This window comes from Teichococcus aerophilus, from assembly GCF_014490485.1.
Lineage (GTDB): Bacteria > Pseudomonadota > Alphaproteobacteria > Acetobacterales > Acetobacteraceae > Pseudoroseomonas > Pseudoroseomonas aerophila.
The window spans coordinates 168,271-194,673 of record NZ_JACTVA010000001.1; the positions used below are offsets into that span (position 1 = coordinate 168,271).

Genomic DNA, 26,403 nt, shown 5'->3' on the forward strand with positions numbered 1-26,403 from the left:
GATCGGGACCAACCCGGCAGGGGCGCACAGCAGGCCAGTCAGGCCAGCGGAGGAAATGTCGGATGATTGTCACGCCAGGACCGTGCGGCCCGTTGGCCGCGCCCGCTCTCCATCTGTGCCGGCGGCATCTGCTCGGCGCGGCCGGCGGCTTGCTGTTGGCCAGTGCGGCGCCAGGGCTGGCCGAAGCCCAGGCCCCGCCACGCAAGGGTGGCACGCTGCGGCTGGCGGCGCCGTTCAATCCGTCCAGCCTGGACCCGGTGACGGGCGGCGCGGGCTCGGACCACATGGTGTTGTACCCGATCTTCGACACGCTGGTGGATTTCGAGCCCGGCACGCTGGCGCCCCGGCCCGGCCTTGCCACGGCCTGGGACTACCCGGACCCAAAGACACTGGTGCTGACGCTGCGCCCGGGTGTCCGCTTCCATGACGGCACGCCGATGGACTCGGCCGCCGTGAAGGCCAACCTGGACCGTGCGCGCACGGATGACCGTTCATCGGTGAAAGGCGATATCCAGTCGCTCGCCTCGGTGGAGGTGCTGGCGCCGGACCGCGTGGCGCTGCATCTCAGCCGGCCGGATACCGCCCTGCCGCTGATCCTGGCCGACCGCGCCGGCATGATGTCCTCCCCCCAGGGCTTCGCGCGCGGCCGCGCCTATGACCGGGAGCCGGTGGGCACCGGGCCGTTCAAGTTCAAGCGCTGGGCGGACAACGATGTTGTCGAGCTGATGCGCAACGATGACTACTGGAACCGTGACCTGCCGCATCTGGACGGCATCACCTTCCGCATCATCACCGACCTCAACACCGGCCTGCGATCCGTCATCGCGGGGGAGAACCATGGCGCCTACCGGCTGAACCCGCAGCAGAAGCTGGTGGCGGACCGCATGGGCGCGAAGGTCGTGGTCAGCTCCACGCCGACCATCGCCGACTACCACCTGGTGTTCAACTACCGCCGCGCGCCGCTGAACGATGTCCGCGTGCGCCGCGCCATCAACTATGCGGTGGACCGCGATGCCTTCAACAAGGCCGCACTGCTCGGCCTTGGCGTCCCGGCACAGACGATGTTGCCGCCCGGCTACTGGGCCCATGACGAATCCCTGAACAATTTCTACACCCACGACCCCGACCGGGCGCGGGCCTTGCTGCGCGAGGCCGGGCATGCCAGCGGCGTCGACATCCAGTTCTTCGGCAATGCCGACCAGGCTTCCCAACAGCGGCACGAGATCATTATCGAGCAACTGCGGCAGGTCGGCATTCGCGCACGGCTGACCGCGGGGTCGAACGCCGACATGTACCAGCGCTTCATGATCCAGCAGGAAGGCGACATGATCATGACGCTGTGGACCGGCCGCCCGGACCCGGCGCTGCCTTTCCTGCTGGTCTATGGCGAGAACGGCTTCAACAACGCCGGCAAGGTACCGCCGCCGCCTGAGATGGTGGCCGCACAGGCGGAAGCGCAATCGGCCACCGACCAGGCTGGCCGCAAGCGCGCCTTCGCCAAGCTGGAACGGCTGGCGCTGGAGCACGCGCTCTCCTGCGAGCTGGCCTTCGTGCCCGGCATCGAGGTGTTCTCGCCCGAAGTCCGCAACTACACGCCCAACCTGCTGGGCAAGCCGAAATTCGGCGACGTCTTCCTCGCCGCCTGACGCAAGGGCGCGATCGCCCAGGGTGGCAGCACCGGAAGGCGTGAATCGCGCGATCCAACAAAGGCCTGGAACGCGATTCAGGCGCCACAGACCAGAGGATTTGCATGCATCGACGCCACGCCCTTGTCACGCTCGGGGCCCTCGCGGCCACGCCGTTCCTTGCCGTGCCAAGCCCTGCCCGCGCCGAGAAGCGGCGGGGCGGCATCCTGAAGGTCTCCGCCCCGTTCAACCCCTCGACGCTCGACCCGATCACCGGTGGGCTGGGTTCGGACCACATGGTCCTGTACCCGATCTTCGACACGCTGGTGGATTTCGAGCCGGCGACGCTGGCCCCGCGTCCCGGCTTGGCAACGTCGTGGGAATTCACCGACCCGACCACGCTGGTGCTGGCGCTGCGCCCCGACGTGCTGTTCCACGACGGTACGAAGATGGACGCGGCGGCGGTGAAGGCCAATCTGGACCGGGCGCGCACCGATGAGCGCTCCGCCGTGAAGGGCGATCTGCAGTCCCTGCAATCGGTGGAGGTGGTCGGCCCGTTGCAGGTGGCCCTGCGCCTGAGCCGGCCCGATACGGCACTACCGCTGATCCTGGCCGACCGGGCCGGCATGATGTGTTCGCCCAAGGCCATTGCGGAGCGCGGGCGGCAGCATGACCGCAACCCGGTCGGCACCGGCCCTTTCCGCTTCGAGCGATGGAACGACAACGACGCCGTCGTGCTGGTGCGGAACGAGGCTTATTGGGACAAGCAACGTCCCTATCTGGACGGCATCCATTTCCGCATCATCACGGATCTGAACACCGGCCTGCGCGCCGTGCTGGCGGGCGAGACGAACTTTGCCTATCGCCTGAACCCGCAGCAGAAGATCGTGGCGGATCGCATGGCCAGCCGCGTCCGCGTCAGCAGCACGCCGACGATCGCCGACTACCATCTGCTGTTCAATTATGGCCGGGCGCCGCTGCAGGATGTCCGCGTGCGCCAGGCGATCAACTTCGCGCTGGACCGGGACGGCTTCAACAAGGCGGCGCTGCTCGGCCTCGGCGTACCAGCGCAGACCATGCTGCCGCCCGGCTACTGGGCCCACGATGAATCGCTGAACAATTTCTACACCCACGATCCCGCCCGCGCACGCAAGCTGCTGGCGGAGGCTGGGCACCCGAACGGCATCGACATCCGCTTCTTCGGCTATTCGGACCAGGCCTCGCAGCAGCGGCACGAGATCATCATCGAGCAGCTGCGCCAATCCGGCATCCGCGCGCAGATGATGGTGGGTTCCAGCGCCGACATGTACCAGCGCTTCATGGTGCAGGGCGAGGGGGACATGCTGCTGGCGCTGTGGACCGGGCGGCCGGACCCCAGCCAGCCCTTCCTGCTGGTTTATGGCGAGAATGGCTTCAACAATGCCGGCAAGGTGCCGCCGCCGCCCGAGATGGTGCGCGCCCAGGCGGCATCGCAATCGGAAAGCAGCCAGGAGGCCCGCAAGCGCGCCTTCGCGCAACTGGAACGCGCGGCGTTGGAGCACGCGCTCTCGGCCGAGCTGGCCTTCGTGCCGGGCATCGAGGTCTTCACGCCCAACGTGCAAGGCTATGTGCCGAACCTCCTCGGCAAGCCCAAATTCAACGACATCTTCCTGGCGGACTGACCCTTCATGAAAATCGCCAAAATCGAAGACCTGCACGCCGCCGCTGGCTGGCGCACCACATCCTTCCTCAAGATCACTACCAGCGATGGCATCGTCGGCTGGTCCGAGTATAGCGAGGATGTCGGCAATCGTGGCCTGACGGCGACCATCCGTGCCTTGTCGGAACGGCTGATCGGCATGGACCCGCGGCAGGTCGAGTGGATCATGGCCGTGCTGTATACCCATGCTGTGCCGGCATGGTCCGGCATCAACCAGCATGCCATGGGCGCCATCTGCAACGCGCTACTGGATATCAAGGGCAAGGCACTCGGCGTGCCGGTGCACGCGCTGTTCGGCGGCGCGGTGCGGAACCGGCTGCCGGTCTACTGGTCCCATTGCGGCAGCTACCGCGTGCGGTTCCCGGAGACGCTGGGCGTCGCGCCGCTGCGGAACTACGACGACATGCAGCGGCTGGGCGAGGAAGTGCGCAGCCGTGGCTTCCGCGCGCTGAAGACCAACATCATGATGATGGAGGATGGCAAGCTCGCCAATTTTCGCCCAGGCTTCGGCACCATGCCGGGCTTCCCGGCGTTGAACCCGCAGCCGGGCATCATGCGGGATCTCGATCGGCAATTGGAGGCGCTGCGCGCCGGCACCGGCCCGGATGTCGAGATCATGCTTGACGCCAACTTCCATTTCCGCACGGAGGGCTACCTGCAGCTGGTGCGGACGGTGGAGCCGCACAAACTTGCCTGGCTGGAGCTGGATATCTATGACCCCGCCGCCCTCGCTCTGCTGCGGCGGGAAGCTGGCTTCCCCATCGCCAGCGGCGAATCCCTCTATGCCCGCCGCAGCTATCGGCCGTTTCTGGATGCCTATGCCATGGATGTCGCCATCGTCGACGTCATCTGGAACGGCTACCTGGAGTCGATGAAGATCGCCTCGATGGCAGAGGCTTACGAGGTAAACGTGGCGCCGCATAATTTCTACGGGCATCTGGCGGACCATATCAGCGCCCATTTCGCCGCCGCCACGCCGAACCTGCGCATCATGGAAATGGATATCGACGACGTGCCCTGGAAAGGTGAGTTCGTGACGCACCAGCCCGTCATCGAGAATGGCGAGTTCATCGTGCCGGACCGCCCCGGCTGGGGCACGGATGTGGACGAGGCCGCGGTGCGCCGCCGCCCACCGAACCGCTGAGGCAGGAGGGTCGCATGGATCACGCCGTGAAGCAGCCCCTGCTGGAGGTGAACAAGCTCAGCGCCTTCTTCCGTGCCGGACGCGGCGAGGTGCAGGTCACGCGCGACGTGTCCTTCACCATGGCGCCGGGCGAGATGGTTGGCCTGGTGGGCGAGAGTGGCTGCGGCAAGACCGTGACCGGGCTAGCGCTGATGGGCCTGCTGCCGCCCGCCAGCAGCCGGCTGGAAGGGAAGATCCTGCTGCAGGGCCAGGACCTCATCGCCATGCCGCCTTCCGCCAAGCGCCGCCTGCGCGGCCGGCGCATCAGCATGATCTTCCAGGAGCCGATGAGCGCGCTGGACCCGGTCTTCACCATCGGCCACCAGATCAGCGAGACATTGCGCGCGCACCAGGATGTCAGCCGGGCCGAGGCGCGCAACAGGGCGATCGAGGCCCTGGCGCGCGTCGGCATCCCCGAGCCGACGTTGCGCTACGACGCCTATCCGCACCAGCTCTCCGGCGGCATGCGGCAGCGCGCGATGATCGCCATCGCCCTGGTCTGCGAACCGCAATTGCTGATTGCAGATGAGCCGACCACCGCGCTGGACGTGACCGTGCAGGCGCAGATCGTCGATGTACTGGGCGAGCTGTGCACCCGTATGGGCATGGCGATGCTGTTCATCACCCACGATCTCGGCCTCGTCTCCCAGACCTGCTCCCGTCTGGTCACGATGTATGCGGGTGAGGTGGTGGAAGAAGGGCGCGTGGACGACATTCTGCTGCGTCCGCGCCATCCCTACAGTTCAGGCCTGTTGCGCTCGCTGCCCGCCCTGACCCAGCGTAAGGCCCGGCTGCCGGCTATTCCCGGCCGCGTGCCGGTGCGGGGCGACATGCCGCCGGGCTGCCGCTTCCAGCCCCGCTGCGCCCATGCGCAACCGCCATGCACGGCGCCGCAGCCATTGCGGGCAGTGCAGCCGCAAGGCGAAGTCCGTTGCTGCCGGGCGGAGGAACTCATCCTGCCCGGCGTATTGCCGGTGGAGCGCGCGGCATGACGGCGCAGCAGCCGCTGGTGGCGACGCGGGACCTGGGCGTGCATTTCCGCCTCTCCCGCAACACTGTGCTGAAGGCGGTGGACCGTGTCAGCTTCGACGTGTTGCCCGGCGAGACTTTCGGCATCATCGGCGAATCCGGCTCAGGCAAGACCACGCTGGGCCGTGCCCTGGTGTGCCTGGAAGCGCCCTCTGCCGGGCAGGTGCTGCACCAGGGGCGTGACCCCTATGCACTCTCACGCCGGCAGTTGCGGCAGCACCGGCGCAACTACCAGGTTGTGTTTCAGGACCCGAACGCGGCGTTGGACCCGCGGATGACCATCCTGCGCTCCGTCCGGGAACCGTTGGACGTTGCTGCCACCATGCCGCGGGCGCAGCGGGATGAGGTGGCGATGCAGGCGATGGAGCGCGTTGGCCTCAGCCCCGACTTTGCGGCGCGCTACCCGCATGAATTGTCAGGCGGCCAGAAGCAACGCGTCTGCATCGCGCGCGTGCTGACACTGCGGCCTTCCGTCATTGTCTGCGACGAGGCCGTGGCGGCGCTGGATGTCTCCATCCAGGCCGACATCCTGAATCTGCTGGCCGATCTGCAGCGCGAGTTCGGCCTCACCTACATCTTCATCACCCACAATCTCGGCGTTGTCGGCCATATCAGCGACCGTGTGGCGGTGATGTATCTGGGCCGGCTGGTGGAGATGGGGGAGACGGAAGCCGTCCTTGCCCGCCCGCTGCATCCCTACACCGACGCACTACTCTCGGCCGAGCCCGTGGCGCTGCCGTCGCATATGCGTACCTCGCAGCGTGTCATCCTGAGCGGGGAACTGCCAAGTCCGGTCTCGCCTCCCTCCGGCTGCCGCTTCCGCACCCGTTGCCGCTTCGCACAGGATCTCTGCGCCGCGAAGGAACCGGAATGGAGCGAGGTGGAGCCTGGCCATTGGGCAGCCTGCCATTTCGCCGGTACGCTGCCGGTTACCTCCAGTCCCGTGCACGGCGTGGCGGAGGTCGTGGCATGAACCGCCGTCAATTGCTTCTCATCGGCTCCCGCCTGTTGCAGGTGGTGCCGGTCGTTATCCTGGCCACCGTCGCCATCTTCGGTCTGCTGCAACTCGTGCCGGGCGATCCGGCGGCAGTCATCGCCGGCGAGTACGCGACGGCCGAGCGCATCGCCGATATCCGCCGCATGCTGGGCCTCGACCGTCCGGTGTGGGAACAATATGTCGTCTGGCTCGGCCACGCCGTGCAGGGCGATCTGTCGGCTTCGCTGATCACCGGCCAGCCGGTGCTGGATGAGGTATTGCGGCGCCTGCCCAACACGTTGCTCATCACGGTGCTGGCGCTCGTGCTCGCGGTGCTGATCGGCGTACCGCTTGGCATCCTGGCCGCGACGCGGGTGGACCGGCCGACGGACCGCATCGTCACCACCATTGCATCGCTCGGCGTCGCCGTGCCGAATTTCTGGCTGGGCATGATCCTGGTCGGGTTCTTTGCCCTCGGCCTGGGATGGTTCCCGACCACAGGGGCGGCGTCGCTGACGCAGGACCCGCTGCGCGCGCTCTCCCATGCTGCGCTGCCGGCGCTGGCCCTGGCCACCGGCGGCATCGCGGAGATCACCCGCCAGCTTCGCAGCGCGTTGATCGAGGTGTTGTCCTCCCAGTATGTGCGCACGCTGCATGCCAAGGGCCTCTCCAACGCCCGCATCCTGTGGCAGCACGGGTTGAAGAATGTCTCGCTGACGCTGCTGACGGTGGTGGGGCTGGTGTTCAACCGCGCCCTGGGCGCGACCGTCGCCATCGAAGCCGTCTTCGCCATTCCCGGTACCGGCTCGCTCGTCGTCGCCTCCGCCACCAACAAGGACTTTCCGGTGGTGCAGGGCGTCGTGTTCGTGCTGGTGCTGATCGTGATCGGGCTGAACCTGATGATCGACCTATTATACTCATTGCTCGACCCGCGGGTGAACCGGCGATGAGCGCGGCCCTGCAACCGGTGCGGGCCGTGCGCCGGCCCTCCGCTTCGCGGCGCTTTCTTTCCTGGCTGCGGTCCGACCTGCGGGCGGCGGTCAGCCTGGCCTACCTGCTGGTGCTGTTCTCGCTGTCGGTCTTCGCCGATGTGCTCGCACCACATTCGCCCATCGCGCAGAGCATGGACATGCTGGCGCCGCCGGACGCAGCGCATTGGCTCGGCACCGACGACCTTGGGCGGGACGTGTTCAGCCGCCTCATCCACGGCGCGCCGATGACGCTCTATGCCAGCTTCCTGGCGGTGGGCGTGGGTACGCTGATCGGCCTGCCGGTCGGCATCATGGCGGGCTATCTGGGCGGTTGGGTGGATGGGCTGACGGGGCGTATCATCGATGCGTTGCTGTCCTTCCCCTCCATCGTGCTGGCCATCGCCGTCACCGGTGCGCTCGGCATCGGGCTGACAAACAGCATGATCGCGGTCGGCATCGTGTTCTCGCCCGGCCTGGCGCGGTTGATCCGCGTGCAGACCATCGTGGTGAAGAACGACCTGTACGTGGACGCCGCGCGCACCTTCGGCATGTCGCCGCTGCGGATCGTCTGGCGTCACATCCTTCCCAACGCCATCCAGCCCTTCATCGTGCAGGTGACGCTGCTGCTTGCCACGGCCTTATTGGCGGAGGCCAGCCTCAGCTTCCTCGGCCTTGGTGTGCAACCGCCGCAGCCGAGCTGGGGGCAGATGCTGGCGCGCTCCTACGGCTACATGGAAATCTCGCCGGAGCAGATGTACGCGCCCGGCCTCGCCATCCTGTTCACGGCCCTGGCCTTCAACGCACTAGGCGAATCCCTGCGCGCCGTGCTCGACCCCACCCGCAGGCGGAGCGACTGATGCCCCACACTTCCTCCTGGCGCCCGCGCGTGCTGGCGACCAGCGCTTTGCATGATGATGCCACCGCCCTGCTGGCGCAAACCTGCGAATTGGTGCTGCCCGCAGATGCCAGCGCCGACAGCCTGCGTCAGGCAGCGGCCAGCGCGGACGCGCTGATCGTGCGCGCCAAGCTGCCGGACGATATCTTCGACCATGCGCCCAAGTTGCGTGCCTGCGTGCGGCACGGCGTCGGGCTGGATTTCATCCCGGTCGAGGCCGCCACCCGTGCCGGCATTCCCGTCGCCAACCTGCCCGCCGCCAACCGGCAATCAGTGGTGGAGTATGTCGTGGCTGTGGCGGGGCTGTTGGCGCGGGACCTGCACCGCCTGGCACTAGATTTCCGCACGCAGGGCTGGGCCTCCCGCACGCGCCACCCGGGCTTTGAACTCGCAGGCCGCACGCTGGGCGTGGTGGGCTGCGGCGGCATCGGGCGCGCTGTCGCCACCACGATGCATGCTGCCTTCGGCATGCGCGTGCTGGGCTATGACCCGCATGCGGCGGTGCCGTCCGGCACCATTACGCCCGTTTCGCTGCAGCAGCTGTTCGCCGAAGCGGATGTCATCACGCTGCATGCTCCCTCGACGCCGGAGACGCGCCGGATGGTCGATGCGGCGCTGCTGGCTGGGGTGAAGCCCGGTGCTGTCTTGATCAACGCCGCACGGGGCGACCTGATCGACGAGGCAGCCCTGCTCGCCACCCTGAATGATGGCCGCCTGCGCGCCGCCGCGCTGGATGTGTTCGAACCGGAGCCACTGCCGCCTGGCCACCCCTTCCTGTCCCATTCCGGCCTGTTCCTCACCCCGCACATCGCGGGCGGCAGCGACGAAAGCGGGCGGCGGATGAGTGTGGAGTCCGCCGAGGAAACCCTGCGTATCCTGCGCGGGCAGAAGCCGCTGGCGCTGGTGAACCCGGAAAGCTGGGACCGCTCCATGCAGCGCTACCACGGCACTTTCCTGCCCGCCTGATGCTGCACCGAAACAAGGAAGAAGCCGACATGGCCTCGATCACACGGCGTGCCTTCGCATCCGCCAGCGCGGCGGCGGCCCTGACCATGGGCAGTGGTGCGCGGGCGCAGACCTATCCTTCCCGCCCCATCCGCTGGGTGCTGGGCTTCGGTGCCGGTGGCGTGGGGGACCTAACGGCGCGCCTGGTCGCGCCCAAGTTGGCGGAAGGTCTGCGCGGCCAGCCCATCGTGATCGAGAACCGTCCCAGTGCCGGCGGTATCGTCGCGGCGGAAACGGTGGCCCGGTCGGAGCCGGACGGGCACACGCTGCTGCTGGTGACGACCACCACCGCCACGGCCGCCGCCATGTACCGCACGCTGCCTTACGACACGATGCGGGACTTTACCTTCATCGGCCAACTGGCGGCGTTCGACCACGTCATCGCCACGGCTTCGGATGGGCCATACCAGGACCTGCGCTCGCTGATCGCCGCTGCCAAGGCACGGCCGAACGGGCTGAACCTGGGCTCGATCGGCGTCGGCAGCGCGCAGCACCTCTCGGTGGAGCTGTTCAAGTCCATCGCAGGGATCGAAGCCGCCATCGTCACCTATCGCAGCACCCCGGAACTGATCAACGCGATCTCGACCGGCGAGGTGCAGGCAGGGTTCGAGACGCTGGCCCCGGTGCTGCCGCAACTCGGCGGCCGGCTTCGCGCGCTGGCCATCCCGTCCGCCGCGCGCTTCCCCGGCCTCCCAGCGGTGCCGACGACGGCGGAGGCCGGGCTGCCTGGCTATCTCATCCGGTCGTGGAACGGCGTCTGCGGCCCCGCCGGCATGGCGCAACCACTGGTTGAGCGGCTGAACCAGGAGCTGACTCGGGTGGCCGCGCTGCCGGAGATCCGCTCCCGCCTACTTGAGTTGGGTGTCGAGACCGCCGCGGGCACGCCGGCAGCGTTGCGCGAACTGATGCAGGAGGAGATCGCGCGCTACAGTCGCATCGTCACCGATGCGAGGATCGAGCGGCTATGAGCGCACAGCCTATTCCCGGCCCCGATCCCGCGACCAGGCCGCCGCGTCGGCCGTTGCCAGCCGGTGCCTGCGACGCCCATTGCCACGTCTTCGGCCCCGGCGATCGTTTTCCCTATGTCGCCGAAAGCACCTTCCAGACCCCGGACGCGCCCGTCGCCGCCCTGACACGGATGCACCAGGTGCTGGGTATCGAGCGCGTGGTGCTGGTGCAGGCCAGCTGCCATGGCTACGACAACGCCGCCATGCTGGATGCCATCGCCGCCGACCCGCAGCGCCGGCGCGGCGTGGCAATGGTGGAGGACGACGTCACCGACGCGGCGCTGGACGAGTTGCACGCGGGCGGCGTCAGGGCCATCCGCCTGAACTTCGTCCGCCATCTGGCGCAGCGTCCAGAACTGCCGGATGCCGCGCGCCTCATTCGCCGCGTGGCGGAACGTGGTTGGCATGTGGAACTGCACATGGACGCACCGGACATCCCGGAGCTGGAACCGTGGATTGCCGCCCTGAACAGCCGTTTCGTGATCGACCACATGGGCCGGGTACCAGCCGCGGGCGGCGTGCAGCAGCCGGCGTTCCAATCGGTGCTGCGCCTGCTGGAACAGCCGCAGGCCTGGGCGAAGATTTCGGGTGGGGACCGCCTCTCCGCCGGCCCACCATTCCTAGACGCGGTCCCCTTCGCGCAAGCCTTGCTGCAACGGGCCCCGGAGAGGCTGGTATGGGGCACCGACTGGCCACATTCCAACATCCGTACGCCCATGCCGAATGACGGTACCCTGGCCGACCTGTTGCGCGAATACGCCGATGAGCAGGCGGTGAAGCGCGTGCTGGTGGACAACCCGACGGCGCTGTACTGGGGCTGAACAGTGGCCGCTGCCACGCCATTGGAGCAAACCACCCGGGTTAAACGCCAGGCGGCTTGACCTCGTGCTTTGCAGCAGGTCCGAAGGGCGCCCCCATCGTGATCCTGTATCCGCCCAAGCGTTTCGCTACGTGTTGTTCGGGCCAGCCTGCCGGCAAGCCAGGCGTCACGGGCTGACGCTAAGCCGCCTTTTGTAAAGGTTGTGGGTTCTGAAGGCCGCCATGGTATGATCGATTCGTTTCTCGACCAGTGCCCACCGCCCAGACCGGGCCTCACGCTTCCTCTCAGGGCACCCCATGCTGATTCATGCCGGCTTCGACATTGCCTATGAGTGCCCGCAACCCACGCCGATGCTGTTGATGTTGAGCCCGCATGCCTCCCGTATGGGGCATCTCGTGGCTCCGCAGCAGATCTACTTCACGCCGCCGGTGCCGCAGCGCAGCTACCACGACAGTTTCGGCAATTTCTGCACACGGATCGTCGCGCCAGCCGGCCATTTCAGCATGACCAGCCGCCTGACTTTGCGCGACGACGGGCGGCCCGATGTCATCGAGCCGGCCGCGTTCCAGCATCCGGTCGAGAATCTGCCGGATGAGATGCTGCTCTATCTGCTCGGAAGCCGGTATTGCGACACCGACAAGATGATGGCGACGGCATGGTCCACCTTCGGCCATCTCCCGGCCGGATGGAGCCTGGTGCAGGCGATCTGCGATTTCACCCATAACCACATCGCCTTCGGCTACGACCACGCCAGTGCCACGCGAAGTGCGTCCGAGGCTTTCGCGGAAAGGCGGGGCGTCTGCCGGGACTACGCGCACCTGGCCGTGACGCTGTGCCGTTGCCTGAACATTCCCGCCCGCTACTGCACGGGCTGGCTCGGCGACATCGATGTACCGCCGCCGTACGGCCCGATGGATTTCGCCGCTTGGTTCGAGGTCTGGCTCGGCGATCGCTGGTACACCTTCGACGCCCGCAACAACACGCCCCGCGTCGGCCGTATCCTGATGGCGCGCGGCCGGGACGCGACGGACGTAGCGCTTGCGACCACGTTCGGACCCTGCACCATGACGGGATTTTCTGTGATCACCGAACAGGTGCAGGCGGCCTGAACGCGTCGGGAGGTCGGCTTGGCCCAGCCTATGTTCACGGCGCTTCAGAGCCTGAACATGACGATTTTGAAAGCCATGCTGGCAGCGAATCCCTGGCAATTGGAACGTCCTGCCACGGCCACGCTTCGCCGGCGGCATACCAGCGCGAGGACCGCCATCGCATAGGCGACCGCCAGTCCCATCATCATCAGCCCCCAGCGCGTTCGCCGGCTTTCGGTAGAAGCTGGCCCAGAAGGCTCGGATAGGCCGGCAACCCGATGCGGGCGCGAATACCGGCCTGGCTTCCGCAGCAAAACCCTGCGGCTAACCACAGCGCGATAGGGGACGCGGCGGAGATCAACACCAGAGCGGTGGCTGCAAGGCGACGGCCAGGAGCACCGGCAAAGCTCGTAGACCTGCCCAGAGACTGGCCTATACCAGCGCGATACCGAAGCCGCGACCGACGGCAGGGTCGGGGGTTAAGGTTGGATGTCTGCTCGCGCTTGCACGGTGCTTCCTGGCTTCAATCAGCATGGACAAGAAAGTGAGGCGTTACGCCGATAACCCATCGCCAGCGGTCGCGTTATGGGTGATTGGGCGATGACGGAGCCTCCGTGTCTATTATCGAACAACGCCAGGTTGCCAACCAATTGCTCGCGGCGTTACCGCCTGCTGATTTCGCTCGTCTCGCCCCGGCGCTGGCGCCCGTCGATCTCGCGGTTTACCAGACCCTGTTTCGTGCCGAAGAAGAGGTGGAGGCCGCCTATTTCGTCGAGACAGGTACCATTTCCATGCTGGCTCACCTGGAAGGCGGCCATTTGGTCGAGATCGGCATGGTGGGATCAGACGGCATGGCAGGACTGCCTTTCGTCTTCGGCACGACCATTTCGCCGGCGGATGCCGTAGTGCAGATTCCTGGACGCTCTCTGCGTGTCGCGGCGCCGGCATTCCGGCGAGTGCTTCAGGAGAGCCCGGCTCTCACGTCCATGTTGCTGCGCTATGCACAGGCATTTCATACGCAGGTTTCGTTGGCCGCGGGCTGCAACGCGACCCATAACATCGTGCACCGCCTCGCGCGCTGGTTGCTGATGGCGCATGATCGTGCTGGCAGCGACGAATTCCCGCTGACCCATGAGATCATGTCCCAGATGCTGGCTGTACGCCGCACCGGTGTCACCGTCACCGCCGGCGCCCTACGAAGTGCGGGGTTGATAGACTACAGCCGTGGCAAGATCATCATTCTGGACCGGCCTGGTCTCGAGAAGGCTGCGTGCGAGTGCTATGGCACCATCCAGCGCATCACCAAGCGGCTGAACGCACCGCGCCCCTGAGTAATGGGCGACGTAACAGCCGGGACCTGAGGGTTAGCCGTTTCCCACTGAGCTCTTTGGCCCGCCGGGTTGCGCGCCTTGGCTCGCTTCAAACGTGCAGGCCGTGGTGGCGGAGATCGAAGCCGCAGGCGGCGGTGCGCTGAGCGTTGTCTGCAGCATCAGCGACGCCGGGCAGATTCAGGCTGCGGTCGGGCAGGCCGCCAAGGATCGGCATCCTGGTCAACAATGCCTTCGATCCGTCTGCGCCCTTCTCGTCCATCATCGACAGCGCCCACTGAACTGACGCGTCAGGATGAAGCCGGATTTCCCCGCCTTCATCCTTCCGGCCGCATCATGCATATTCGCGGGCCCGTACGGCCCGCCTTCCGTGGGCCAATGCGGTCAGCATGGCCTCTGCGGTCGCCAGCAACGCCTCCGCTCCTTGGCTCGGCTGTTTCAGCAGGACGCGGCCCTCCCGCTGTTCCATCGGCGGGCGGATGGCGGGTGGGCGGCCACGGAAGCGTGCCGCGGCGCCGTTGGGCCCGACCTCCAGGCGCGCGACGCCCAGGCGGCGGCAGCGCAACCGCAGCCGTGCCAGTGCCAGCAGGTTTTCCACCAGCGGCGGCGGCGGGCCGAAACGGTCGGTAATCTCTTCGGCGAAGTCCTCCAGGCGTTCGGTATCGCCGCCGCGCAGGATGGCAGCCAGTCGTGCGTGCAGTTCCACGCGCAGGGTCTCGTCCTCCACATGCTCACGCGGAATGCCCGCAGCGACGCCGATGGATAGCTGCGGCATCCACTCCTCGGCCGGCGTGTCGCCACGGGCGACCTGCAAGGCGCGTTGCATCAGGTGCTGGTACAGATCCAGCCCGATCAGCTTCATGTGCCCGGCCTGGCTCTCGCCCAGCAGGTCTCCGGCGCCGCGCAGGTCCATGTCGCGGGCGCTGATGGCGAAGCCGGCGCCGATGCGGTCGAAAGCCTCCAGCGCCTTCAGCCGCTTCAGCGTCGCCGGGGTGGGCGGCTGCGCCGGGTCGGTCAGCAGGACGATGCTGCCGCGCACCCGCCCGCGGCCGACGCGCCCGCGCAGCTGGTGCAACTGCCCCAGCCCGAAGCGGTCCGCGCGCCAGACCAGCATGGTGTTGGCCCGCGGCACGTCCAGCCCGGTCTCCACGATGTTGGTGGACAGCAGCACATCGCCTTCGCCCTCGGCGAAGCGGACCAGCGCGGTGTCCACTTCGGCGGCGGGCAACTCGCCATGCGCCTCGATGATCTGCAGGCGGGGCAGCAGGCGGCGGATGCGGTCGCGCATCGCTGGTAGGTCCTCGATGCGCGCGCAGACCACGAAGCTCTGGCCACCGCGCCGGTGCTCGCGCGCCAGCGCCTGGCGCAGCACCAGCTCATCGAAGGGCAGGTGCGTGGTGCGGATGGGCTGGCGGCGGCCGGGCGGGGTCGCGATCACGCTCAGCGTCTGCAACCCCACCAGCGCGGCCTGCAGGCTGCGCGGGATGGGCGTGGCGGTCATCGCCAGCAGGTGCACGCCATCGGCCAGCTTGTGCAGCGCCGCCTTCTGGCGGGTGCCGAAGCGCTGTTCCTCGTCGATCACCACCAGCCCGAGCTCCCGGAACCCGACGCCTTTGGCAGCCAGCGCCTGCGTGCCGATGACGATCTGCACGCTGCCGTCCTTGAGCCCGGCCTTCACCGCCCGCGCCTCCGCCGGGGAGGAGAGGCGCGAGAGCTGCTCGATACGGACCGGCGCGCCATGGACGCGCAGGCCGGCGAAGCGGCGGCGGAAGGTGGTCAGATGCTGGCGCACCAGCACCGTGGTCGGCGCCAGGATCGCCACCTGCCGGCCGGCCAGCACGGCGACCGCCGCCGCACGCAGCGCCACCTCGGTCTTGCCGAAGCCGACATCGCCGCAGACCAACCGGTGCATGGGGTGGCCGGAGGCGAGGTCCGCCAGCACGTCGTCAATCGCCTCGGCCTGGTCCTGCGTCAGCGCGTGCGGGAAGCCGGCGGCGAAACGGTCATAGGCGCCGCCGCGCGCCCGCAGCACCGGGGCGGTGCGCTGCCCGCCGGCTTCCGCCAGGCGCAGCAGGGCACCGGCGGTCTCGGTGATCTCGGCCTCCACGGCGGCGCGGCGTTTGTCCCACGCATCGCTGCCCAGACGGTCCAGTGTCACGCCGGCGGCCTCGGCGCCATAGCGCCAGACGCGGTCCATCTCGTCCAGCGGCACCAGTTGCCGCGCACCGCCAGCATATTCCAGTTCCAGGCAATCCAGGGTGGTGTCGTCCAACGTCACCGGGGCCACGCCGCGCAGCATGCCGAGCCCGTGGTCCAGGTGGATGACGGCGTCGCCAGGTTGCAGGCCGGTGCCTACGATCGGCGGCAACGTCCCACCCGCCGTGGCGGCGAGACGGGCGCGGGGCCGGCGCACATCGTCGACCGCGATGACGACGGCCTCCTCGGTCGCGAGGCCCCTCGGCAAGGCGGCCGGCAGCACGGCCAGGGTACCCGCCGGGCTGGCCAGCAACGCGGCCCAGTCCTCCAACGGCGCCGGCTCGCGTTGCAGCCGCTCCGCCAGCAGGGCGAGCAGCGCCGCGCGGCGGCGGCCGGGGCTTCCCGCCAGGGCCACGCGGCGCCCGGCCACGAGGTGTTGCTCCACCAGGTCGAGGAACGCGTCCTCCGGCTCCGCCGCATCGCGCAGCGGCGGCAGGGTGCCGGCGGGTTCCTCATCCGCCTCTTCCAGCGTGGTGACCGCGCGGCCCCGCAGCGCGGCGGCCCAGCCATCCGCGTCCAGATACATCGCGCCGGGCGGGGAAGGCGGGGGCGCCCCGTCCTCCACGGGCGCCAGCGCCGCCCGCGCCCGGCAGGCATCGGCAATATCGGCGGCGCGCTGGGGCAGCAGCGCCGGCACTTCCGCGTCGAGTACGACGGCGGCATCGGGTAGCAGCTCGAACAGCGTCGCCATCGGGCGCAGTTCGGGCAAGGCGTGCTCGATGCCCTGCTGGTGCACCCCCTCTGCCTCGGGCGGCCACACCAGCTCGGAGGCTGGTGGCAGGGTGACGGCGTCGATTTCCGCCAGGCTGCGTTGGGTCAGTGGGTCATAGGCGCGGATGGCGGTGATGCGGCCGTCATGGTGCTCGATGCGGCAGGGCCTGGCGCCGTCGATGGGGGGATAGACATCCAGCACGGCGCCATGCAGCGCGGCCTCGCCCGGCTCGTCCACCCTGTCATCCAGCACATAGCCGAGGCGGCCAAGCTGCTGCTCAATTGCCTCCGCCTCGAAGGCGTCGCCCACGTGAAGGCGTGGCGCCGTCTGGGCGTCCTCAGCGGCTGAGGTCGGCAAGCGCTGCGTCGCGGCGGCGAGGCTGGCGACCACCAGGCAAGGCCGGCCGTCCCGCGCGGCCATGGCGGCCAGGCCGGCCATGCGGCGCCCCATCACCAGGCGGGAGGGTGAAGTGCGGTCATAGGGCAGGCAATCCCACCCCGGCAGTTGCACCACCAGCAGTCCAGGCGCCAGCGCCTGGGCGGCCTCGGCCAACCGGCTGGCGCGGGCCTCGCTGCGGGTGACCTGCAGCAGCGTCGTGTGGCGGAATGCCTGCTCGGTCAGCCAGGCAGCCAGGAGCGTTTCGGGTTCCAATGCAGTCGTCACGTGATCCCCCATTTCGGGAGACAACGCCGATGGGCGCACGCGGTATCGCAACTGGCGAAGCAGTGAAGCGCGGGCGTGACCGATGCCCCGCCCGTCGCGTCACCTCACGCTGGCCGCCCTCCGGCTCAGGCCTGGTTGGCAACGCGCAGCTCGAGAATCTGGCGCGCTTCGGCCGGCGTCGCCGGCTCGGCCCCCAGCAGGCGCATCAGGCCGACCGCCTTCTCCACCAACGCGGCGTTGTGCGGCGCCAGTACGCCGCGCTCCAGGTACAGATTGTCTTCCAGCCCCACGCGGACATGCCCGCCCAACAGCAGCGCCTGCGCCAGCATCGGGTATTCCTGCGCCGAGATGCCGAAGGCCGCCCAATTGGCATCGGCCGGCAGCAGGCTGCGCATATGCAGCATGGAAGCGGGCGTCGAGATGGCGCCGAAGCGGATGCCCAGCACGATCTGGAACAACGTCGGAGATTGCAACGCCCCTTCGTTGATCAGGTGATGCGCCAACTGGATGTCGCCGCTGTCGAACACCTCCAGCTCCGGCAGAACGCCGATGGCCTGCACCGCGCGGGCCATCTCCGCCGCGTGCGCGGGAATGTTGATGGCCGCCCGCGTGTTGAACCACATGGTGTTGAGATCGAGCGTGCAGATCTCCGGCTTCAGCTCCAGCACGTGGCGGATGCGCTCGGCGGGGGCGCACAGCGTGGTGCCGGGGCCGGGCAAGGCCGGGTTCTCGGCCCCCGGCACGAAGACGGCGCCGGGGCCGGTGGTCAGGTTCAGCACCATGTCCACGCCGCTGTCACGGATACGCTCCACCACCTCCCGGTACAGTTCCAGCTTCATGCTGGGCGCGCCCGTCTCCGGGTCCCGCACATGCAGGTGGACGATGGCGGCGCCGGCCCGTGCGGCATCGACGGCCTGGTCCGCGATCTGCCGTGGCGTGACGGGCACGTTGACGTGCCGGTCCGTCATCGGCGCACTGCCGGTGACGGCGCAGGTCAGGATGATTTTTTTCATTGGAGCCTCCCGTTCAATACGCAGGAGGCGCGGCATTGAAGGGAGGGGCCACCCTCCGTGCCGCGCCTCCGTCACCTTAGATGAAGGTCAGCAGGCGGCGCGGCGTGCCGACCATGATCTTGTCCAGCTCCGCCTCGGTGAAGCCGCGCCGGCGGGCCAGGGGCAGCACCTTCTTGTAGATATGCGCGTAGCCCCAGCCGCCGAACTCGGACATATGCACCGTGTGGCAGATGTCGTGGCTGATGACGACCTGGCCGCCGTGCCCGCGGTCGATCACCTTGCGGATGTCGCGCAGCCGCTGGCCGTCATTCGGCATGTCGATATCGATGTTCGGCGCGTAGTAGCAGCTCTCCTGCCCGAACAGGTCCCACTCCAGCACGACGCCGGCATCGGCCAGACGGAACAGACGGTCGTCATCGAAGATGGTGCGGTCGATATGGTCGATGATGGTGCGGGAGAGGTCGGCGCCATGCGCGCGCAGGAACTCCACCAGCATCCACGGATGGTCTTGGTGCCGCGCCGGGTGGATGGTCAGCGCCGCGCCGGTTTCCTGCTGCGCCAGGCAGGCGGCATGCAGCATCTTCTTCTCCAGATCGGTCCACGGCCACTGGCAGCCGATCTCGCCCAGCAGGCCGGCGCGGATGCCGGTGCCCCAGGCGCCGAGCTGCACCTGGTCCACCATCTCCTGCGCCAGTTCCTCCAGGCTGCGGTCGGCATTGGCCGGGTCCTGGTAGTCATGCACGTAGTGGCCCGAGCCCATGACGATATGCGCGCCGCTGTCGCGCGAGGCCTGCGCCAGGCCCTCGGGGTTGGGCATCAACCCGCCGATGGTCAGCTCGACGATGGTGCGCCCCCCCTTCTGCACCACCTCGGCCGCCGCGCGGGTGGCGACGCCGACATCGAGCTGCGTGGTGTTGCTCTCCACCTTGATCTCGGAGACTTCCAGGTTCCACCATTGCTGCAGGTCCAGCCTGGAGGGCGGCGGCGGGTCGCTCCGCTGCCCCGGCGGCGTGATGTTCCAGATCAGGTGCTCGTGCATCAGGGTGGAGCCCAGGTCGGCGGGGTCGATCAGGCCCAGCACCGTCTGTGCCTTGCCCCGCATCTGGTCGCGCGTCAGCCGTGTCATGATGGTCACTGTCTCCTTATGGTGTGTTGGCTGCGGCTTCAGGCGCGCCGCACGTTCCAGGGATAAGGCGCGGCCCCTTGCAGGAAGCCGCTGAGGTTGGCGCGGTAAGCCGTCCGCATGAAGAACTGGCCGAGCGGGACGATCGGCGCCTCCTGGAAGGATTCGACCTGGATCTTCTCCGCGATGGCGGCGCGCGATGCGTCGTCCGGCGCATCCAGCCAATCGGCCGCCAGCGTCTCGACGCGCGCATTCTCGTACCAGCCGAACCAGCCGCGATCGCCTTGCCCGCGCAGGGTCGGGTTGATCGCGGGCGTGTAGACGGTCAGCGACGGCCACCAGGTGTGGAAGATGCTCCAGCCGCCCTGCTCCACCGGCGCGCGGCTGCCACGCCGCTGCACGACGGAACCCCAGTCGGTCTCCACCAGTTCCACATTCATGCCCAGGCGCTTCAGCAGATCGGCGGTGACCAGGCCGAAGGGCGACATGCTCGGCATGTCCGACGGATTGATGACGACGACGCGCTCGCCATTATAGCCAGCGTCGCCGAGCATCTTCTTGACCTTGCCGAGGTCGCGCGCGCCTTGCATCGGCTCGGCGCCGGTTTCGTTGGCATAGGGCGTGTCGCAGGGCCAGACGGAATAGCAGGTGCGGAACAGTTCCGGCTCATTCGCCGTCACCGCGCGCATGTAATCGTCCTGACTGGCGGCGTAGAGGATGGCGCGGCGGATGGCGGCCTTGTTGAACGGGGCGTGCAGGCAGTTGAAGCGCAGCGTGCCGATGTAGCCGGCGGGGTCGTTGACCGCGACCTTCACGTCCCGGTTCCGCAACAGCAGTGGCGCCAGGTCGGGGTGAATCTGGTCCCACCAGTCAATCTCGCCAGTCTGCAAGGCGCCGGCAGCGGTCGCGGCATCCGGCATGATGTGCCACTCGACGCGTTCGAAATGCGCCACCTTGCCGCCGGAGGTGCGCTGCGCCTCCTCCTGCCGCGGCACATACCCGGCGAACTTGGCGTAGGCAGCGCGGCTGCCGGAGACATACTCGTCGTTCAGGAAGCGATAGGGGCCGGAGCCCACCATCTCCGTCACCTGCTTGAACGGATCGGTCCGTGCCAGCCGCTCCGGCATCATGAACGGGGTGAGGGAAGAGGTCTTGGCCAGCGCGTCCAGCAGCAGCGGGAAGGGCTTGTTCAGGCGGATGCGGAGGGTGCGGTCATCCGCCGCGCCCCATTCCTCCACACGCGGTGCCAGGGATTGGCCGAACGTGTCCCGCTTGCTCCATCGCTCCAGACTGGCGGCGCAGTCGCGTGCCAGCACCTTCTCTCCATCGTGCCAGCGCAGGCCGTCGCGCAGGCGGATCTGCCAGGTCAGCCCGTCGGCGGAGACGGTGTGGCCCTCCGCCATCTGCGGCCGTACGCGCAGGTCGTTGTCCAGGCCGTACAGCGTGTCGAACACGTAGTAGCCGTGGTTGCTGGTGACGGCGGCAGTGGTCCAGATCGGGTCCAGCGAGGTCAGGTTGGCCTGCGGTACGAAGCGCAGCACCTTGTTGTCGGCCGCGCGGGCCCGCATCGGCGGGGCGGCGGCCGCGGCGACCAAGCCGGCGGACGTGGCGATGAAGCGACGGCGATGCATCTGCGGTCTCCATTTCCTGGGTTCTCACGCCGCAGCCTGGCCCCGTCCGTTCCGGACGGGGTCAGCCGCGCTTCCTCGGTGTTTCTTGTGGTGTCTTGCGCGGCCGCGCCCGGTGCGGGCGCGGCGCGGGTCAGCCCGCCACGCCGCCGGCCAGCAGGAGCGGCCTGCGGCTTTCGGCGAATTCCGTGACGGTATCGACGAAGCGGTCCATCTCCGCCTCGCCCACCGGCAGGCTGAGCGCGACCATGCCGCGCCGGGCGAGGTAGATGCCGGCCTCCAGCATATCCAGGAAGAACAGCTCCCGCAGGGCTTCCTCCCCGGGCGTGGCGGCGTAGCCACGCCGGGGCGCCGGCTGGCGGAAATGCACCGTCATCATCGAGCCGATGCCTGTGAAGCACAGTGGCAGGCCTGCCGCCGTGCCGACCGCGTTGAGCCGCCCGCGCAGCTTCTCGCCACGCTGGTACAGCGCTTCCGCGACATCGGCGGTGAAGATCTCGCCCATCGCCACCCCGCCGGCGGCCATGGACAGCACGTTGTTGTTGAACGTCCCCGCATGCGGCAGCTTCTCCGCCAACAGGGCCATGATGTCCGCGCGGCCACCGAAGGCGCCGAAGCTCATGCCGCCGGCGATGTACTTGCCCAGCGTCGTCAGCTCCGGCGTGATGCCAAGCCGTGCCTGCATGCCGCCGGCCGACATGCGGGAAGTCATCACCTCGTCGAAGATCAGCAGCGCGCCGGTCTCGTCCGCCAGCGCCCGCAGGCTGGCGAGGAATTCCGGCGTCGCCGGGATGCAGCCGCCCGAACCCTGCATCGGCTCGACGATGATGGCCGCCAGGTCGCCCGCATGCGCGCGGGCCACGGCGGCGGCATCCTCGCTGTCGTTGTAGTCGGCCAGGACGAAGGGCAGGGGCAGGGTGGCCATGCTGCTGCCGGTCAGCGGGAAGGTCAGCACGCCGCCGTGGTAGCCGCCGCGGAACACCAGCGTGGTGCCGCGCCCGGTGAAGGCGCGGGCCACGGTCAGCGCCATCAGGTTCGCCTCGGTGCCGCTATTGGTGAAGCGCACCTGCTGCAGGGAGGGGAAGCGGCCGCAGAGCAGGCGGGCCAGCCGTTCCTCGCCCGCGCCCACGGCGGCCAGGTTGGTGCCCCGGCGCAGCACGGCGTGCAGCGCGTCGTGGATGCGCGGTTCGGAATGGCCGAACAGGCCGGCGGTGTATTCCCCGCACAGGTCCAGGTATTCCTGCCCATCCAGGTCCCACACCCGGCAATCCTCGCCCCGCTCCATCGCGGTGGGGAAGGGGCCGTAGGAGAGGACCGAGCGCGTATTACCGCCAGGCAGCACCTCCAACGCCTTCTGGTGCAGCGCCGCGCTGGCGGGGCGGCGGTTGGTGTAGCGCGCCCGGGCCTCGGCCACCGCGCTGTCGAGGTCGCTGTTGCGCCGCAACGTCTCGGGCTGGGCCAGGGTACCGGCGGGGGCGGTAGGGGGTGCCATGCGGTTGACCTCGCTGTATGTGTCCACGGTAGGGACGCTATCGGCATCTCGATTCGCCATGAAATGTGATCACAAAATTGCTGGCATGACAATGACGATGACACCGCACCAGCCGCCTTCCGCCGAACTGCCGCTGGAGGAGCAGGCCTATCGTCGGCTGCGGCAGGCACTGGTGGCTGGCGTGTTCGCCCCGGGTGACAAGCTCTCCATCCGCCGCATCGCGGAGGCGCTGGGCACCAGCCCGATGCCGGCCCGCACCGCGCTGCGGCGCCTGGCGATCGAGCAGGCGGTGGACGTGCTGCCCTCCGGCACCGCCATCGTGCCGCGCCTGACGCGCGCCGCCTTCCTGGAACTCAGCAGCATCCGTGCGTCGCTGGAGCCGCTGGCCATCCGGCTTGCGGCGGCGCGGCTGGATGACGCCACGCTGGAGGCGCTGGAGACGCTGCTGGCCGAGCATGGCGAAGTGCGCGGCAGCGGCCAGCCGGAGCATTTCCTGCGCGTGGACCGCGAATTTCTGTTCACCCTCTACCGGCAGGCCGGCGCGCCGATGCTGCTTGGCATGATCGAGGCGCTGTGGCTGCGGCGCGGCCCGTTATTCTGGGAGGCACGGTGGGTGCTGATGGGTCGGCCGCAGGAGACGGCGCACCGGCACGGACCCATCCTGCAGGCGCTGCGCCGGGGCGACGCCGCCGCCGCCGCCGCGGAGCTGGAGGCCGAGATCAACGACGCGACCGTGGTCCTGCTGCGCGAGATGCGGTTCGAGGGCGACCCGGCGGCCCAGGCTATACCCGTGCTGGGCCGGAAGGGCGCCAGGGGCCGCGGCAGGCTGACGCTGGAATGACGCCTCTCGGCTGGCCCTTATCGGTTTAGCGAAGCGCCGTGTCCACCGCCTGGCCCAGAAGCTCGACGATCCGGTCGATATCTTCCGGCCGCGCCGTGTAGGGAGGGGCGATGATGACGTGGTCGCCGTGCTCGCCATCGATGGTCCCGCCCATCGGGTAGATCATGATCCCGGCGGCCATGGCGGCGTCCTTCACCGCGTCGTTCACCTTGCGGGCGGGGTCGAAGCTGCGGCGGCTGGCGCGGTCCTCGACGAATTCCAACGCCCAGAACAGGCCGCGCCCGCGGATGTCGCCGACATGCGCGTGGTTGCCGAAGCGCTCCTGCAACCCGGCTTCCAGCCGCGCGCCCATCGTGCGCACATTGGCCAGCAACCCGTCATCCCGGATGATGCGTTGCACGGCCAGTGCCGCCGCGCAGGCCACCGGGTGCGCCTGGTAGGTGTGGCCATGCTTGAAGGCGCCGGAACCTTCCGACAACGCCTGCACGATGCGGCCCTGCGCCAGCACGGCGCCGATCGGCTGGTAGCCGCCCCCCAAGCCCTTGGCGATGGTCTGGATGTCGGGGGAGACACCTTCCTGCTCCCACGCATGCAGCGTGCCGGAACGGCCCATGCCGCACATCACCTCATCCAGGATCAGCAACGCGCCGTGCCGGTCGCATACCGCGCGCATGGCGGGAAAGTAGCCGGGCAGGGCGGTGACGCAGCCTGCGGTGGCGCCGACGATGGGCTCGGCGACGAAGGCGGCCACCGTGTCGGGCCCCAGGCGCTGGAACTCCGCCTCCAGCTCGGCGGCGAGGCGGGCGACGTAGTCCGCGTCGCTTTCCCCTGGCCCCTGGAAGCGATAGGCGAAGCAGGGCGAGACATGGCTGAAGCAGCTGGCCAGGATCGGCTCGTACGGCGCCCGCCGCGCCATGTTGCCGCCGAGGCCGAGCGCGCCCAGCGTGTTGCCGTGATAGCTCTGCCGCCGGGCGATGAAGCGGTGCCGCCGGGGCTGGCCGATCTCCAGGAAGTATTGCCGCGCCAGCTTCAGCGCCGCCTCCATCGCCTCGGAGCCCGAGGAGACGAAATAGGCGTGGCTGAGCCCGCCCGGCATTTCCCCCACCAGCAGATCCGCCAGTTCCTCCGCCGCCGCGCAGGTGAAGAACACGGTGTGCGCGTAGGCGAGTTGCCGCGCCTGCTCGGTGATGGCCTGCACCACCCGCTCGTCCCCATGGCCGATGCAGGCGACGGCGGCGCCGCCGGAGGCATCGATCACCGGGGCGCCGGTTGCCCCCTGCACCATCAACCCCCGGCCGGAGACGGCCAGCAGCGGGTCCTTGCGCAGGCTGCGGTGGAGGATGCGGCTCATGGCAGATGCTCCCGGATGCCGAGGGGCGACACGCGCCTCAGGCGGAACCGGAGCACATGATGCTTTGGTGGCGATGTCAATATACAGGATGTAATCCCAAAATACAGGATTGCAGCAGCGCCGTGCGGCGCCTAGCCTCCGGCATGACCGTCACCGACACCGTTCCCACCGCCGTCCGCAAAAGCTTCCAGATCCTGGAAGCCTTGGCGGCCTCGCCCCGCCCCGTCTCCGGCCTGGTGTTGGCGGAGAGCCTGGGCCTCACTCGCTCCACGCTTTCCCGCCTCGCGCTGAGCCTGGCGGCGCTGGGCTATCTGGAACGGGTGGAAGGCCTGGGGTGGCAGCTCGGGCCGGCGGCGCTGCGGCTGGGGCTGGCGCGGCTGGCGAATCTGGACATTCGCGGCATTGCCGCGCCGCTGATGCGGGCGCTGAGCGAGGAGGTGGACCTGCCGGTGGACCTCGCCATGCCGGTCGGCGATGAGATGCTGCATTTCGAACTGGCGCAGAAGGCCGGGCAGGTGGTGGTGGCCAGCGAGATGGGCGCGCGGCTGCCGATCGCCCGCACCGCGCTCGGCCACGCGGCGCTGTTCGCCATGGAGGCGCGGCGGCGGGAGCAGACCTTGCGGCGGCTGCGAGACGTGGCCGGTGCCGACTGGGCGGCGCAGGACGCTGCGATCGCCGCCTCCTTCGCGCAGTTGGCGCAGACGGGCTTCTGCATCGTCATCGGCCAGTTGCGGGCCGATGTCGCAGCGATCGGCGCGCCCTTTGTCGACCCGCGCGGCGGCGGCATCTTCAGCTTCAGCTGTTCGGCCTTCGGCTTCGCGGTGGAGGCACGAAGCCTGGAAGCCGTAGGCCCGAGGCTGTTGCGCATGGTGCGGCAGGTGGGCGCGGCGATGGGCGCCGCCGCGCCCTGAGCGCGGACATAGGGCTACCCCCCGTGGCCGATCTTCAGGCCAGGACGCGGTTGTGCCCGGTGCGGAAGGCGGCGGCGCGGCGATGCCCTTCCAGCCCCTTGCGTGCGCTCCGCAGAACGGCTCTTCTCGTCCAGCCGCCCCGGCGGCCTCAACTCGGCGCCGCGTCCGGTGGAATGGCGATGGAGAGCTGGAAGCCGCGCAGCGTGCTCACCTCGTCTTCGGGCGCTTCGGCCGGCATCAGCAGGACGGGGGAGGTTTCTCCCATTTGCGCGAACATCTCGGGCAAGCTGATGGCGGTGACCAGGCCGCGGACATAGGCGGTTGCCGTGTCCTCCGCCTGCACGCGCGGGCCGAATGGCAGCGTCACGGCGCCCTGCGGCATCGGCACGGCGTCGCGGCCGGCGGCGATGGCGAAGCCGCGCGCGGCCAGGCCGCCAGCCTTCTTCTCCACGACCCAGCCGCTGGTCCCGCGTGTGTCTTCCGCGCCCGCCTGCTGCGCTTCCAGCCAGAAGATCGGCGGCAGCGCATCCAGCACGGCGGGCGAGTGGGCGATCTCGGCGGCGGCCAGCCCGTGGGCCAGGCCGGCAATGCCGTCATCGGCCGCCAGGGCGGGCGCGGCTTCCGCGCGCAGGCGCTGCGCCGCGCGCCGCACATCCACCGGCGCCTGGGTGCCGAGCATGGCGGCCAGCAGGCTGCCCGCGGGAAACTTCAGCTTCGGCATGGTCTGCATTCTGGTCTCCTTCGTGCGGGTGGGTGATGCCCGATGGCGAAGGGAAATGCCAACCGG

At 68.7% G+C, this 26,403-nt stretch carries 22 protein-coding genes; 14 read left to right on the forward strand and 8 right to left on the reverse strand.

What is annotated here, in order from left to right; all coding sequences use genetic code 11:
• Positions 1-92: 92 nt before the first annotated feature.
• From IBL26_RS00700 to IBL26_RS00755, 12 genes are all read left to right on the forward strand, one after another.
• The gene (locus tag IBL26_RS00700; protein WP_187782509.1) at positions 93-1,646 is read left to right on the forward strand and encodes an ABC transporter substrate-binding protein; all 1,554 of its coding nucleotides are present in this window, start codon (positions 93-95) and stop codon (positions 1,644-1,646) included.
• Between the two features lie 104 nt (positions 1,647-1,750).
• Positions 1,751-3,286 carry an ABC transporter substrate-binding protein gene (locus IBL26_RS00705; protein WP_187782510.1) on the forward strand — a complete coding sequence of 512 codons (1,536 nt, stop codon included), beginning with the start codon at positions 1,751-1,753 and terminating at the stop codon, positions 3,284-3,286.
• Positions 3,287-3,292: 6 nt separating this feature from the next.
• Positions 3,293-4,468 (forward strand): mandelate racemase/muconate lactonizing enzyme family protein, encoded by a 1,176-nt coding sequence (locus IBL26_RS00710; protein ID WP_187782511.1) that lies wholly within the window; start codon positions 3,293-3,295, stop codon positions 4,466-4,468.
• 14 nt (positions 4,469-4,482) lie between these two features.
• On the forward strand, positions 4,483-5,499 hold the full coding sequence (locus IBL26_RS00715) for an ABC transporter ATP-binding protein (protein ID WP_187782512.1): 1,017 nt from the start codon (positions 4,483-4,485) through the stop codon (positions 5,497-5,499).
• Positions 5,496-6,509 carry an ABC transporter ATP-binding protein gene (locus IBL26_RS00720; protein WP_187782513.1) on the forward strand — a complete coding sequence of 338 codons (1,014 nt, stop codon included), beginning with the start codon at positions 5,496-5,498 and terminating at the stop codon, positions 6,507-6,509. The genes IBL26_RS00715 and IBL26_RS00720 overlap by 4 nt, the downstream gene beginning before the upstream one ends.
• Entirely contained in the window at positions 6,506-7,462 is a 957-nt protein-coding gene (locus tag IBL26_RS00725) for an ABC transporter permease (protein WP_187782514.1), read from the forward strand. The genes IBL26_RS00720 and IBL26_RS00725 overlap by 4 nt, the downstream gene beginning before the upstream one ends.
• Positions 7,459-8,340 carry an ABC transporter permease gene (locus tag IBL26_RS00730; protein WP_187782515.1) on the forward strand — a complete coding sequence of 294 codons (882 nt, stop codon included), beginning with the start codon at positions 7,459-7,461 and terminating at the stop codon, positions 8,338-8,340. The genes IBL26_RS00725 and IBL26_RS00730 overlap by 4 nt, the downstream gene beginning before the upstream one ends.
• Entirely contained in the window at positions 8,340-9,344 is a 1,005-nt protein-coding gene (locus IBL26_RS00735; protein ID WP_187782516.1) for a hydroxyacid dehydrogenase, read from the forward strand. Before IBL26_RS00730 ends, IBL26_RS00735 begins: the two co-directional genes overlap by 1 nt.
• A 29-nt stretch (positions 9,345-9,373) precedes the next feature.
• Positions 9,374-10,351, forward strand: a complete 978-nt coding sequence (locus IBL26_RS00740) for a Bug family tripartite tricarboxylate transporter substrate binding protein (RefSeq protein WP_187782517.1) — start codon at positions 9,374-9,376, stop codon at positions 10,349-10,351.
• A complete protein-coding gene (locus IBL26_RS00745; protein WP_187782518.1) occupies positions 10,348-11,211 on the forward strand; it encodes an amidohydrolase family protein in 864 nt (287 codons plus the stop codon). The genes IBL26_RS00740 and IBL26_RS00745 overlap by 4 nt, the downstream gene beginning before the upstream one ends.
• Before the next feature lie 295 nt (positions 11,212-11,506).
• Positions 11,507-12,319, forward strand: a complete 813-nt coding sequence (locus IBL26_RS00750) for a transglutaminase-like domain-containing protein (RefSeq protein ID WP_187782519.1) — start codon at positions 11,507-11,509, stop codon at positions 12,317-12,319.
• A gap of 593 nt (positions 12,320-12,912) precedes the next feature.
• Positions 12,913-13,629 (forward strand): Crp/Fnr family transcriptional regulator, encoded by a 717-nt coding sequence (locus IBL26_RS00755; RefSeq protein WP_187782520.1) that lies wholly within the window; start codon positions 12,913-12,915, stop codon positions 13,627-13,629.
• A gap of 88 nt (positions 13,630-13,717) precedes the next feature.
• On the opposite strand, the gene IBL26_RS00760 is transcribed toward IBL26_RS00755, so the two are convergent.
• From IBL26_RS00760 to IBL26_RS00785, 6 genes are all read right to left on the reverse strand, one after another.
• Entirely contained in the window at positions 13,718-13,891 is a 174-nt protein-coding gene (locus IBL26_RS00760) for a hypothetical protein (RefSeq protein ID WP_187782521.1), read from the reverse strand.
• A 69-nt stretch (positions 13,892-13,960) separates the two neighbouring features.
• On the reverse strand, positions 13,961-17,257 hold the full coding sequence (locus tag IBL26_RS00765; RefSeq protein ID WP_187782522.1) for a DEAD/DEAH box helicase: 3,297 nt from the start codon (positions 17,255-17,257) through the stop codon (positions 13,961-13,963).
• A gap of 125 nt (positions 17,258-17,382) precedes the next feature.
• Positions 17,383-18,270 (reverse strand): BKACE family enzyme, encoded by an 888-nt coding sequence (locus IBL26_RS00770; RefSeq protein WP_187782523.1) that lies wholly within the window; start codon positions 18,268-18,270, stop codon positions 17,383-17,385.
• Between the two features lie 76 nt (positions 18,271-18,346).
• Positions 18,347-19,396 (reverse strand): phosphotriesterase family protein, encoded by a 1,050-nt coding sequence (locus IBL26_RS00775; protein WP_187782524.1) that lies wholly within the window; start codon positions 19,394-19,396, stop codon positions 18,347-18,349.
• 38 nt (positions 19,397-19,434) lie between these two features.
• Positions 19,435-21,024 carry an ABC transporter substrate-binding protein gene (locus IBL26_RS00780; protein WP_187782525.1) on the reverse strand — a complete coding sequence of 530 codons (1,590 nt, stop codon included), beginning with the start codon at positions 21,022-21,024 and terminating at the stop codon, positions 19,435-19,437.
• Between the two features lie 130 nt (positions 21,025-21,154).
• Positions 21,155-22,513, reverse strand: coding sequence for an aspartate aminotransferase family protein (locus IBL26_RS00785; protein ID WP_187782526.1), 1,359 nt, complete (start codon positions 22,511-22,513; stop codon positions 21,155-21,157).
• Positions 22,514-22,610: 97 nt separating this feature from the next.
• Between IBL26_RS00785 and IBL26_RS00790 the strand changes: the two genes are divergently transcribed.
• Positions 22,611-23,354, forward strand: coding sequence for a GntR family transcriptional regulator (locus IBL26_RS00790; protein WP_187782527.1), 744 nt, complete (start codon positions 22,611-22,613; stop codon positions 23,352-23,354).
• Positions 23,355-23,379: 25 nt separating this feature from the next.
• Here IBL26_RS00790 and IBL26_RS00795 read toward each other — a convergent pair whose 3' ends face one another.
• Positions 23,380-24,705, reverse strand: coding sequence for an aspartate aminotransferase family protein (locus IBL26_RS00795; protein ID WP_187782528.1), 1,326 nt, complete (start codon positions 24,703-24,705; stop codon positions 23,380-23,382).
• 122 nt (positions 24,706-24,827) lie between these two features.
• Between IBL26_RS00795 and IBL26_RS00800 the strand changes: the two genes are divergently transcribed.
• A complete protein-coding gene (locus tag IBL26_RS00800) occupies positions 24,828-25,616 on the forward strand; it encodes an IclR family transcriptional regulator (protein WP_187782529.1) in 789 nt (262 codons plus the stop codon).
• A 148-nt stretch (positions 25,617-25,764) separates the two neighbouring features.
• Here IBL26_RS00800 and IBL26_RS00805 read toward each other — a convergent pair whose 3' ends face one another.
• Positions 25,765-26,346 (reverse strand): hypothetical protein, encoded by a 582-nt coding sequence (locus tag IBL26_RS00805; RefSeq protein WP_187782530.1) that lies wholly within the window; start codon positions 26,344-26,346, stop codon positions 25,765-25,767.
• Positions 26,347-26,403: the final 57 nt, after the last annotated feature.

Excerpts from the sequence above, each read along its gene's own strand:
- IBL26_RS00705 (WP_187782510.1), top strand. The coding sequence starts at position 1,751 with ATGCATCGACGCCACGCCCTTGTCACGCTCGGGGCCCTCGCGGCCACG.
- IBL26_RS00710 (WP_187782511.1), top strand. The coding sequence starts at position 3,293 with ATGAAAATCGCCAAAATCGAAGACCTGCACGCCGCCGCTGGCTGGCGC.
- IBL26_RS00715 (WP_187782512.1), top strand. The coding sequence starts at position 4,483 with ATGGATCACGCCGTGAAGCAGCCCCTGCTGGAGGTGAACAAGCTCAGC.
- IBL26_RS00720 (WP_187782513.1), top strand. The coding sequence starts at position 5,496 with ATGACGGCGCAGCAGCCGCTGGTGGCGACGCGGGACCTGGGCGTGCAT.
- IBL26_RS00725 (WP_187782514.1), top strand. The coding sequence starts at position 6,506 with ATGAACCGCCGTCAATTGCTTCTCATCGGCTCCCGCCTGTTGCAGGTG.
- IBL26_RS00730 (WP_187782515.1), top strand. The coding sequence starts at position 7,459 with ATGAGCGCGGCCCTGCAACCGGTGCGGGCCGTGCGCCGGCCCTCCGCT.
- IBL26_RS00735 (WP_187782516.1), top strand. The coding sequence starts at position 8,340 with ATGCCCCACACTTCCTCCTGGCGCCCGCGCGTGCTGGCGACCAGCGCT.
- IBL26_RS00740 (WP_187782517.1), top strand. The coding sequence starts at position 9,374 with ATGGCCTCGATCACACGGCGTGCCTTCGCATCCGCCAGCGCGGCGGCG.
- IBL26_RS00745 (WP_187782518.1), top strand. The coding sequence starts at position 10,348 with ATGAGCGCACAGCCTATTCCCGGCCCCGATCCCGCGACCAGGCCGCCG.
- IBL26_RS00750 (WP_187782519.1), top strand. The coding sequence starts at position 11,507 with ATGCTGATTCATGCCGGCTTCGACATTGCCTATGAGTGCCCGCAACCC.
- IBL26_RS00760 (WP_187782521.1), bottom strand. The coding sequence starts at position 13,891 with ATGATGGACGAGAAGGGCGCAGACGGATCGAAGGCATTGTTGACCAGG.
- IBL26_RS00770 (WP_187782523.1), bottom strand. The coding sequence starts at position 18,270 with ATGAAAAAAATCATCCTGACCTGCGCCGTCACCGGCAGTGCGCCGATG.
- IBL26_RS00775 (WP_187782524.1), bottom strand. The coding sequence starts at position 19,396 with ATGACACGGCTGACGCGCGACCAGATGCGGGGCAAGGCACAGACGGTG.
- IBL26_RS00780 (WP_187782525.1), bottom strand. The coding sequence starts at position 21,024 with ATGCATCGCCGTCGCTTCATCGCCACGTCCGCCGGCTTGGTCGCCGCG.
- IBL26_RS00785 (WP_187782526.1), bottom strand. The coding sequence starts at position 22,513 with ATGGCACCCCCTACCGCCCCCGCCGGTACCCTGGCCCAGCCCGAGACG.
- IBL26_RS00790 (WP_187782527.1), top strand. The coding sequence starts at position 22,611 with ATGACACCGCACCAGCCGCCTTCCGCCGAACTGCCGCTGGAGGAGCAG.
- IBL26_RS00795 (WP_187782528.1), bottom strand. The coding sequence starts at position 24,705 with ATGAGCCGCATCCTCCACCGCAGCCTGCGCAAGGACCCGCTGCTGGCC.
- IBL26_RS00805 (WP_187782530.1), bottom strand. The coding sequence starts at position 26,346 with ATGCAGACCATGCCGAAGCTGAAGTTTCCCGCGGGCAGCCTGCTGGCC.